The following is a 9,311-nucleotide window of genomic DNA, read 5'->3' on the forward strand; positions in this document are numbered from 1 at the left end:
CCCCGCTGCGCGGGTCCCCGGGGCGGTGCCCCGCGCCCGCGTTTCCAACGCCCTTAGGCTTCTTCACACCTATGCATTTCGGACGCGGGTCGATATTCTGATCATCTGGGGAGTGCGCGGTCAGAGCTGAGGGAGGTGAGTAGATGGGTGGGATGCTCACGATCGGTAAGGGCTACGACCCGCTCTACCTCACCAAGACCGTCGCCCCTGGAGCGGAGAACTTCTACCTCGACGCGGCCCACGGGTACGGGGAACCGCCAGGTTTCTGGTCGGGCCCGGGCGCCGAGGAACTCGGTCTGCGTGCCGGCTCGGAAGTCGACCCCGACGTCATGGAGAAGCTCTACGGTGCGTTCCTCGACCCGCGGGACGCGGCGTTCACCGACCCCTCGGTGCCCGCCCGGGACAAAGCTCGCCTGGGACGCCGCCCGGCCGACTACGCCTCGTTCGAGGCCCTGCTGGAGGCCAAGCTGGCCGCCGAGCCCGAGGCCTCGCCCGAGCGCCGGGAGCAGCTGCGCATCGAGGCCCGCCAGCAGGAGCGCCGGGCCCTGCAGTTCCTGGACCTGACCTTCTCCGCGGACAAGACCGTCACCCTCTTGCACGCCGGTCTGCTGGCCCAGGCCCAGCGGGCGCAGGAGGCCGGCCAGTCCGAGAAGGCCGAGCGGGCCCTGCGGGCGGCGCGCGAGGTGGAGGACGCCGTCAAGGAGGGGGCGGCCGCCGCCCTGGAGGAGACGCGCCGACTGGCGGGGTGGTCGCGTACCGGGCGCCACGGCAAGAAGGTGAACGGGAAAAGCACCGGCCGCTGGACCCCCGCCGGGGGCTGGGTGGTGGCGAGCTTCCTGCAGCACACCTCCCGCAACGGTGACCCGCAGATGCACGTCCACCAGGCGGTGCTCAACCGGCAGTTGTGCGAGGACGGTGTGTGGCGCTCCCTGGACGGCCAGGCCGTCTACCGGGTTCGTGCGCAGGCCAGCGCGGTCGGAGCACGGGTGGTGACCGAGCGGCTCTCACGCACTCTGGCCGCGGAGTGGACCGCCCGCCCGGACGGGCAGGGGTGGTCGCTGAGCGGGGTGGACCTGGACCAGGCCGCAGAGTTCAGCACCCGCCGTACGGAGGTCACGGGGCGGCTTTCGCAGTTGGTGCAGGCCTACCGGGACAAGCACGGGGCCGAGCCCAACGCCCGGGTGCTCTTTCGCCTGGCCCAGCAGGCCACCAAGGACACCAAGGCGCGCAAACGCAAGCTCGCGCAGGCCCCCAGCCGTGGTGAGGAGGTTCAGGCGTGGGAGCGGCGCACCATCCGCGCAGGGATCGACCCGCTCTCAGCCATTCCGGGGCGTGCGCTGGGACGTCGTGACGGCGCCCGGCGTGAGCAGGACGCCGCGGCCCTGGCCGAGGTCGAGATCGGCCGGGTGCTGGATGCGGCGATCGCCGACGCCCAAAAGGCCAAGGCCACCTTCACCCGGTTCGAGCTGGCCCGCCACATCTCCCGCCATCTGCCGCCGCACCTGGGCGGGTTGAGCGCCCAGCAGGTGAGCGGTTTGCTCTCGGAGCTGACCGAGGAGGCGCTCTCCCCGGCCCAGGGGCGGGCGCTGCTGGTGGAGGTCGCCGATGTGGTCGAGGTGCCCGAGGCGCTGCGCCACCAGGGCGTGAGTGTCTTTCGGGACCCCACCGCCCAGCGGTGGACCACACCCGAGCAGCTGGACCGCGAACAACAGTTCCTGAGCACCGCAGCTGAACCGGTCGCTCCTGCAGCTGAGGCCTCCGACGCGGCCATTCGGCTGCGCTGGTCCCCTGGTGCGGTGCCGACTCCTGGACAGGTCCACGCTCACGGGCTGTCCTTCGATCAGGCGGCCGCGGTGCACGCCATCCTCACCAGCCAGCGTCGCATCGACGTGCTCGAGGGCTTCGCCGGGACGGGCAAGTCCTACACCATCGCACGCGCAGCGGATCTGTGGCGGGAGATGACGGGCAAGCCCGTCACGGGCTTGGCGGTGGCCCAGAACGCCGCGCAGGTCTTGGCGAGCGAAGGCATGGACGACGCGTGGAACACCACCCGCTGGCTGCAGGCGGTGGACTCGGGAGCGGTCCGGGTGGAGCCGGGACAGCTGCTGGTGGTGGACGAGGCTTCCATGGTCACCACCGACCACATGGTGCGCATCGCCGATATCGCCCGCCGTGGCGGAGCCAAGCTCTTGCTGACCGGCGACAGCGAGCAACTGTCAGCTCCGGGTGCCGGCGGGCTGATGCGCCAGCTGGTCGCCGACCAGGGCTCCTTCGCGCTCACCGAGGTGCGGCGCTTCACCGCCGCCTGGGAGCGGGATGCGAGTGTGCGCCTGCGCGAGGGTGATGCGCAGGCGTTGGCCGACTACGACCGCCAGGGCCGGTTGCGGGGCGGTACCCGCCAGGAGATGGAGCGGGGCGCATGCGAGGCCTACATCGCCGACCACCTACGCGGACGCACCTCGCTGTTGCTGGCCGCCACCAATGCCAAGGCTGCGGAGCTGGCGGGATCGGTGCGCACCGAGCTGGTCGGATACGGGCTGGTGGATGACGTCCGCACCGTGGACCTGCGCGACGGCAACCGCATGGGTGTGGGCGATCTGATCACGGCACGCCGCAACGATCCGACAGTGCGGGTGGGCGACGGGAACCGCCGTCTGGTCAACCGTGATGTGCTGCGTGTGGAGCGCCTTGAGGACGATGGCGCGGTGGTGGCCCGTGTGGTCGACGATCGGGGTCGTCCGGGTGGCTATGTGACCCTGACCGCCGACTACGTGCGCGAGTACGTGGAGCTGGGCTACGCGGGCACCGTGCACGCTGCCCAGGGCCGCACCGTGGACACCTGCCACTCCGTGGTCGAGGCCGGGATGAGCCGGCAGATGCTGTACGTGGAGATGACCCGCGGCCGCGAGGGCAACTGGGCGTGGACGGTGGTGGAGGACCAGGGGGCGGACCTGCGCGGGCAGGACCCCGCCTCGTCTGCCTTCGAACCCGGCTCTGCGAAGGCCCACCGTGATCCTGTGGGGACGCTGGCGGAGATCATGGCCAACGGTCACGGGGATCTGACGGCGGTGCAGATGCTGCGCGCCGAGACCGACCGTGTCACCCACTTGGCACACCTAGGTGCGATGTGGAGTGAGGTGGTCGCGGAAGACACGTCGGCGTGGGCTCAGCGGCGACTGCCCCAACTGCTGCCTGGCGCGATCCACGAACGTCTGCAGGCCGACCCCTCCCGTGAGGCGCTCCTCGAGCGGCTGCACCGGGCTCGCCTGGCCGGTCTGGACGCCGATGCGGTGCTGCAGGCGGCGGTGAACGACGAGCGCGGTTGGGAGGGCGCTCGCAGTATCGCCCTTGTTTTGACCGCGCGTGTGGACGACCTGCTCGGGTCTTCGGTGGACCTAGGAGGGTCCTGGGCCGATCGCACACCCCACCTGAGTGACCCGGTGATGGATGCCTTCGCACGCCAGGTGGCCCAGGCGATGGACGCGCGCACGCAGCGACTGGGTGAGTTGGCCGCCGAGGATCCGCCGCCATGGCTGTGCGAGCACCTGGGCGTGGCGCCCCAGGACGCTCTGGAGCGCACCGCCTGGGTGTACCGCGCGGGTCTGGTGCTGGGGTATCGCGAGCAGTACGGCGACGACAGCGTCACCGTCGGCGTGCTGGGGCCGGACCCAGGCTTCCACCACCCCGAGAGGCGTGCCGCCTGGCACCGTGCCGCTCAGGCGTTGGGGCTGAATCCGGCTGACCGTGAGGCCGCCGCGGCCACCACCGGCCAGTTGTGGGAGCGGCGCGCCGCCTACGCGCGTGGGCTGGCGGGGGCGCCGCCGTATGTGGTGCCCGAGCTCAAGGCGGCTGCCCGTGAAGCCCAGGACCGTGCCGCTGAGGCGGAACGTCTACGGGCTCGGGCGGAGGCCAGTGACGATCCCGAGGAACGAAGGAGCCTGTTGACCTGGGCCGAGGCCAACGCAGACCTGGCCCGGATCGCGCAGTGGCGGACGGAGCGGCTGGAAAGCGCCCATGAGCGGCGCCAGGAGTGGATGCGCGAGAGCGAGCCACTTCGCGCGGCGGCCCTGGGCGCCGACGCCGAACTGCGCCGACGCTTCCCGGGGGTGAAGCTGCCGCCGCTGGAGCCGGTCTCGGGGGACGGGTCCGCCGTGGACACCAGGGCCGGGGCCGAACACGCGGCTGCCTTGGGGCTGGAGAAACTGCAGGACCTGGACCCGGCGCTGCGTCAGGCCATGGAACGCGCCGAGCGGGCGCGCGCCATCTTGGCCGCGCGCGGCCAAGGAGACGCCGGGCAAGAGCAGGAACGGCGCCGCCGCCAGGCGCGCCAGCGTGCCTTCACGGCGGAGCGGTCCGAGGCAGCGCCCCCTTCCCAGGAGCACGAACAGGCCGACCAGGGACGGACGCGTTCTGCGCAGCCCTCAGGCGTGGCCGAGGCCGTGCGTCGCGCAGCGGCCAAGGGGAGCCCGGGCACCAGAAGTGGTCCCCGCCAGCCGGGCACGGGCTTGGACGAGCAAGGGCGAGGGTTGTCGCGGTGAGGGGAGGCGAAGGTCATGAGCTCTGAGAACCAGCGCCCCTACTGGCTGGTGCCGACCCGCGACCTGGCTCCTCCCCCAAGCGCTTATGAGAAGGTACGGCCGTTGACCGAAGCAGAGCAGGTCGAGCTGCGCTCTCGGCTCAACGCCTTTGGCGGTTCCCGCCAGGTGCTCACCGCCTCAGAGCGCGACTATCTGGCCAGGTCGGAACCGGTCAGGGACATGGAGCGGGTGGAGCGGCTTCGTGCGCGACTTGAGGAGGCTGAGTCCACCGACGAGTTCGCCGCGGGGGTGGGTCAGGCATTGGCCTTCGCCGCGGGCGAGCGGGAGGGACCGGTCTCGGGAGGCATACCTGCGCACCATCCGCCGGTCGGTGCTGACCTGGGTGTGGAGGAAGCGCTGGTCCAACGTCTGCTCCGTGGAGAGCCACCAGCTGCGGATCGGCCACCGCGTCCACGTGCGCAGGCTTTCCTGGTGGGAGTGGAACACACGCTGATGTGGTTGCGGTGTCGTACCGACCAGGAGCCTTTGCCCTTGGATCCGGGGCGGGGCTAGCGGCCGGGGCCGCCGACCTTGCGCCGAAATCGCAGGTACTCCTCCTTGCTGATGTCGTTCTTCTTGACCAGCTCCGCCCTTTGCCTCTTGGCCTGGTCGCGGTGTTCGGGGGGCAGGGTGTGGTCGCGGACCTGTTCGTTGAGGGCGTGCAGGCGCGTCAGTAGCCGGTCGCGCTCACTGGTCTGGGGGTGTTGTTCAGTCTGGTCGGGTTCCCGCGCCGGTGCGTTACCAAGGGCGGTGCGTTCGCTGGTCGTGCGGGTGGCTGCGCCGTCCTCTCCGGCGGAGGCCAGGAGCCAGTGGCGTTCGTCGTCGCGGGCTGGGCCGGTGATTCGGTGCTGCGCAGGGGTTTTGGGGCAGTCGTTGTGAGCGAAGACCTCAGGGGCGGAGCCCATGACCTCCTTCAGGATGTGCCGGAAGTCGATCTCGTGGTGGGAGCGCCGGTCGGAGCGCTCGTAGGCCTGCTGGTAGGCGACGTGGAGCATGCTCAGGTCCTGCAGGAGTTCGGGGTGGTAGGCCCAGCACCAGTGCAGGTGGCGTTGAGTCCAAGGCCAGCGGGTGAAGAGGACGTCGCGAACCCATGCGCCCAACAGGCCGACGCCCTCACGTCGCTCCTGAGCGGTCATGGTCGACCAGTTCCAGGGCTGGGGTGGGCTTTGGCGGTCGTCCTTGTCGAGGTCTGCAACGGCGGTGGCCAACTCCTGGACCTGACCGGCCAGCTCCTCCACCATTCCCAGCCGTTCCAGAGCGAGTTTCAGTGCGCCTTGGAGTTGCAGGTCCCGGTCGGTGAGCTCCTGGGCGGTCTGGTCGAGGCGGGCGCTGAGCCTGCCCAAGTCGGTGCTGAGCACCGACACCGTGTTCAGCACGGTGCCCAGGACGGTATCGGGGTGGTTCTCGGCTGAGGGGGATGCGTCCGCCAAGCCCTCCCACAGTTCGCCTTCAGGCATCATCCCTCCTCTGTCTTGCACGTCGCCCCGGGCCTTCGTCCTTGTGCCGCACGACGGTGCGTGGGAGGCGCCCAGGCTCCTCGGACAGGCGGCTCACGTGCTGGTGGAAAGAGTAGAACCCTTGGTTCTCCGTGCTCGTGCTGAGCGGAGCCAGGTGCCTGCCCTTCACACGGGCTTAGTGCTTGCGCGGGTTGTGAACCAAGACTCGCTCAGCGGCCCGCAGACGGCTCGGCTTGGTCTTCAGACTCTTTTTTCTTTCGGGACTGTGACTCCTTGAGGGGGATCAGCTCCCGTGGACGGTGGTGAGTCCTGAGACCTCGTGGGAACGTCCTGTCAGCCTCAGCTCCGTACCTGGTAGCTGGGAGGTTCCGGTCTCTTTCTGCCCGGTCCCTTGTTCGATCATGGCACTAGGCTAGCCGCCGTGACGCCGCTCCCAGCGGTGCGGGAACCAAGGGAGGCGGTCGCTCTGAAGGCCAATCCGGATCTGACAGACGATGAGCACCACTGGGCGCTGTCGATTCACGAGGCCGCCCACATGGTGACCGCTATCGCTTTGGGGTTCAGCCCGGTACGGGTGTGGATGAACTTGGACCGGACGGAGCTCGACCAGCAGGGGCACACCGATGTGGCCGGTACGAGCACGGCCCAGTACTCCATCACCTGGGTCAGCGCTGGCGCGGTGGCCGAGGAACGTGCGGTCAGGGAATTGGGCTACGACGAGACGACCCACCCCGAGTTCTTCAGGAACTGCTACACCTTCAACGCCTATGGGGACAACGCGATGGTGCAGGATATGCATCTCGCTTGGCATGGGCATCCGCAGATGTTCGACAGCAAGGAGCGCGCGCTCCAGGACGCCAAGCTCCTGGTCTACGACGACCACCTGTGGGAGGCCACCAAGGCGCTGGCGTCCGTACTCAGGCTCAATCACGGTCCCGACCGAGGCTTGGACGCTCAGCGCGTACGTGAAGTACTGGCTCCCTACCGTGTGGAGTCCGCGGTTCAGGAACGCGAGCTCAAGATCTGGGCACCAGACAAGTTCGAGGAAAACCCCGACCTTTGGGCGCCTGACGAGCTTGAGGACAACTCTCACTTTTGGGCGCCTGATGAGCCTGAGGACACTCCTGATCTGAGAGCGCTGGCCGACAACCCCGATCTCTGGTCGCTGGCTGAGGGGGAAGCCGGGAACGTCACGCGACTGGACGCCCCCCGCGGGCTTCCTCACGTGAGTAAGGGTAAGTCGACCACCCCTAGGACGGTGCCCAAAGCGGCTGCCGTAGCGCAAGCACTGCGGGTGACCCGAGACAGCCGGCTCGCTCCTTCCAACCAAGCCGCGTCCGGTCAGCAGGCTGACACCCCGACACCCAGACGACGCCCGCAGAGCGAAGGAGGGGCGAACCCACACCAGAGAAGGGGTTTGTCGAGGTAAGGGGTGCAGACCACGGGCAATGTCGGTTCGGGAAACCGCCCTCAACTGGACTTTACAATGTAAAGCTAAGGGCGTTGTTCTCCTCCGCTTCCACGCCAACGACTGCCTGAAGATAACCTCGGGCCAGTTCAGCGGCCCTTTCCTGAGGTGCCCAAGCCCGGTCCCGGTACCAGTGGGTGATCTGAGCAGCCATCTGCGCCATCTCCCGGATGGCGTCGCGGCAGGCCTGCTCGTCCTGCAGGGCCTGCGTCTGCGCGGCGCCCAGGGCTCGGCCCGCCTCGCGCAGCCGGGCGGCCGCCACGGTCACCGAGGCCCGTACCGGCGGGCGTCCCGCGTGGCTCCAGTCCCGCTCGGCCGCCTCCAAGGCTGCGGCCACCGAGGCCGGAGCGGCGGCCGCGGCCAGGGTGAGCACATCAGACAGGGCCGCGACGCCCGCCGCGCGCGCACCCGCCCCCCAGGGGCCCCACATCTGTCGTTGGGCGCGCACCGCCTGCGTGATGCCCGCCCAGGGCCCACCCGCGTGGATCGGTGCCGGAGCGGGAGGTGCGCCGGCGAAGCGGGCGCGTACCCGGGACAGGGACAAATCCGGGGCCAGGGAGGCACCGGAGAACCACACCGGCTGGCCGTCGGGGGCCACGTCCCCGGGCAGGGCCAGGGCGTAGCCCGACACCTCCCCGGCCGCCGTGGTGCGCTGGCGCAGCAGCCCACCGCCCGCGCGCAGGGAGGCGAAGAACTCCTCCTCGGTGCGCGCGGCGGCCGCGGTACGGCGGGCCAGGCGCTCCAGCACAGCGCGTGAGGGCCGACCGCGGCCCTCACGCCGGGCCTTCTCGGTCTCGCCCCGGGTGGGGGAGGGGGCGGAGGTGTTGTCGGAGGCGCTGGTGGGGCGCAGGCCCAGTTCGTTCTCCAGGCTGCGGCACTCCTCGCGCAGGCGTAGGGCGTCGTTGTGGATGTTGGGGTTGGTGTCGTCCTGGCGGGCCAGGGTCGCGAGCAGGTGGATGTGATGGCTCTCGGCGCCGTCGTGGCGCACGGCCACCCACCGGCAGGCCCGGTCGTCGCCCAGAGGAGCCACACCGCCGGCCGCGGCGATGCGCTGGGCCACCCGCTCCCATTCGGCGTCGGTCAGGGGGCGGTCGGTGGGAGCCACGCGAATCGCGCAGTGCCACACGTGGCGGCGCACCTGGGGGCGCACGAACCGGTCCAGGCGCCGGGCCAGCACGCCCAGGTCGACGTCGGGGTCGGGGGAGCGGCCGGGGTCGGGCACACCCAGGGTGCGCCAGGCGCCCACCTGGTGGGGGTCGGTGTGCTCGTTGGCGCTTCCGGGCCCGTACAGGTACTGGAGCAGGCCGAGGGTGTCCTGGCCGCGCATCACCTTGGCGATCATCGCTGCGCGCCCGCGACGGCGTCCCCGGCGTTCTCGAGGGTGTCCACGGCGGCCGCGGTGCGCTCAAGCAGCCAACGCACCTGGTCGGAATCGGTGTGGGCCAGCGCGCGCAGGTCGGCGCCCAGGTGTTCCAGGGCGATGACGGCATCGTTGAGGGCCACCAGCGTTTGGCGGGCGTCGGGTGAGGTGGCCAGGGTTTCGCGGGCCACGCCCAGGGCGGCGTGGGCAGCGAAACCGCTCAGGGTCATCTCCTGGTCCTTGGCGGCCTGGAGCAGTAGGGCGTGCTCGTCGTCGCTGAGGCTGAGCTTGACGTAGTTGTCGCGGCGGATGCCGATCCTGCGGTTGCCGCGCCGGTGCTGGGGTGTGTCGTCCTCCATGGCCGGCTCCTTGCTGGGTGGTGTGGCGTTGCCTGGTGATGATGGCCGATGTGGGCGGCGGAGGCGAACGCGGGGCGGGAACTAGGGGCG

General features: G+C 70.2%; 6 protein-coding genes. 3 read left to right on the forward strand and 3 right to left on the reverse strand.

Features of this window, described 5'->3' with window-relative positions; all coding sequences use genetic code 11:
• The first annotated feature begins 152 nt into the window (after window positions 1-152).
• Both mobF and DQW06_RS29750 read left to right on the forward strand, forming a co-directional pair.
• The gene (gene mobF / locus DQW06_RS06380) at window positions 153-4,538 is read left to right on the forward strand and encodes a MobF family relaxase (protein ID WP_198662390.1); all 4,386 of its coding nucleotides are present in this window, start codon (window positions 153-155) and stop codon (window positions 4,536-4,538) included.
• A gap of 370 nt (window positions 4,539-4,908) precedes the next feature.
• Window positions 4,909-5,031: a hypothetical protein gene (locus tag DQW06_RS29750; protein WP_255418218.1), complete on the forward strand. Its 123-nt coding sequence runs from the start codon at window positions 4,909-4,911 to the stop codon at window positions 5,029-5,031.
• Between the two features lie 55 nt (window positions 5,032-5,086).
• Here the strand turns inward: DQW06_RS29750 and DQW06_RS06390 are convergent, their stop codons facing one another.
• Complete coding sequence (locus DQW06_RS06390; RefSeq protein ID WP_157983355.1) at window positions 5,087-6,034, reverse strand: hypothetical protein; 948 nt, start codon at window positions 6,032-6,034, stop codon at window positions 5,087-5,089.
• A gap of 421 nt (window positions 6,035-6,455) precedes the next feature.
• Here DQW06_RS06390 and DQW06_RS06395 point away from each other — a divergent pair, with 421 nt between their 5' ends.
• Window positions 6,456-7,463: a hypothetical protein gene (locus tag DQW06_RS06395; protein WP_157983356.1), complete on the forward strand. Its 1,008-nt coding sequence runs from the start codon at window positions 6,456-6,458 to the stop codon at window positions 7,461-7,463.
• 52 nt (window positions 7,464-7,515) lie between these two features.
• Here DQW06_RS06395 and DQW06_RS06400 read toward each other — a convergent pair whose 3' ends face one another.
• Entirely contained in the window at window positions 7,516-8,844 is a 1,329-nt protein-coding gene (locus tag DQW06_RS06400) for a relaxase/mobilization nuclease domain-containing protein (RefSeq protein ID WP_117198138.1), read from the reverse strand.
• Window positions 8,841-9,221: a hypothetical protein gene (locus DQW06_RS06405; protein ID WP_117198139.1), complete on the reverse strand. Its 381-nt coding sequence runs from the start codon at window positions 9,219-9,221 to the stop codon at window positions 8,841-8,843. The genes DQW06_RS06400 and DQW06_RS06405 overlap by 4 nt, the downstream gene beginning before the upstream one ends.
• Window positions 9,222-9,311: the final 90 nt, after the last annotated feature.

The organism is Nocardiopsis sp. TNDT3, assembly GCF_003427465.1.
GTDB classification, from domain to species: domain Bacteria; phylum Actinomycetota; class Actinomycetes; order Streptosporangiales; family Streptosporangiaceae; genus Nocardiopsis; species Nocardiopsis dassonvillei.